This window comes from Azospirillum isscasi, from assembly GCF_030849505.1.
GTDB classification, from domain to species: domain Bacteria; phylum Pseudomonadota; class Alphaproteobacteria; order Azospirillales; family Azospirillaceae; genus Azospirillum; species Azospirillum isscasi.
This window is the reverse complement of the sequence record NZ_JAUJFI010000381.1, coordinates 1-731: the sequence shown is the minus strand read 5'-3', so window position 1 is coordinate 731 and position 731 is coordinate 1. Positions and strand designations below refer to the sequence as shown.

Below are 731 nucleotides of genomic sequence, written 5' to 3'. Positions count from 1 at the left end.
TCACCTGGGGCGCGGTCGCCGCCAGCGCCGGTCTGCGCCGCACCGCCTTCCGCGCGACCTCCCGCGCGCTGGAGCTGGCGGCGGCGGGCTTCCACCCCGTGCGCGCCGGACAGGGCATGTATGTCAGCCATTATTACGGCCAGCATTGGGTGACGCCCCTGCGCGACATCCGCCCGGCCATGCTGGAGGCCCACCGGCTGGCCCTGGCCCATGGGGAGAGCGACGACGCCGGCTATGCCCTGGTGACGTGGCTGCGCATCGGCTGGCATCTGGGCACCGGCCTGTCGCAACTGGAGGCGGAGACGCAGGACGTGCTGCGCCGGCTGACCCGCATCGGCTTCCGCTTCTACACGCCGCTGGTCGCCGGTCTGGCCCAGGCCATTGCCCATCTGCGGCAGGAGACGCCCACCCCCTGGCGGCTGACCGGACACCATCTGGACGAGGACCGGACGCTGGCCGAGCTGAAGGCCGCGGGCAACAGCTTCGCGGTGTCCGGCCTGCTGCTGATCAAGATGCAGATCGCCCGTCTGTTCGGCGCCGCCGGGGAGGCCCGCGCCATCGCCCGCGACTTCGCCCCCTACGCCCGCGCCCAGCGCGGCACCTATCTGGAGGCGATCGGGCGGTTCGAACTGGGGCTGATCGGAACGATGGGTCCCTTCGCCGGCCCGGCGGAGCGGCGCCGCGCCGCCCGCGGGCTGACCCGCAGCCTGCGCTGGCTGCGCCGCAGCGCC

At 73.9% G+C, this 731-nt stretch carries 1 protein-coding gene; it reads left to right on the top strand.

Annotation, left to right across the window (positions count from 1 at the left end; genetic code table 11):
* Positions 1–731 (top strand): hypothetical protein (locus QSG27_RS29095; protein WP_306712355.1); only part of this gene is annotated, 731 nt, incomplete at both ends.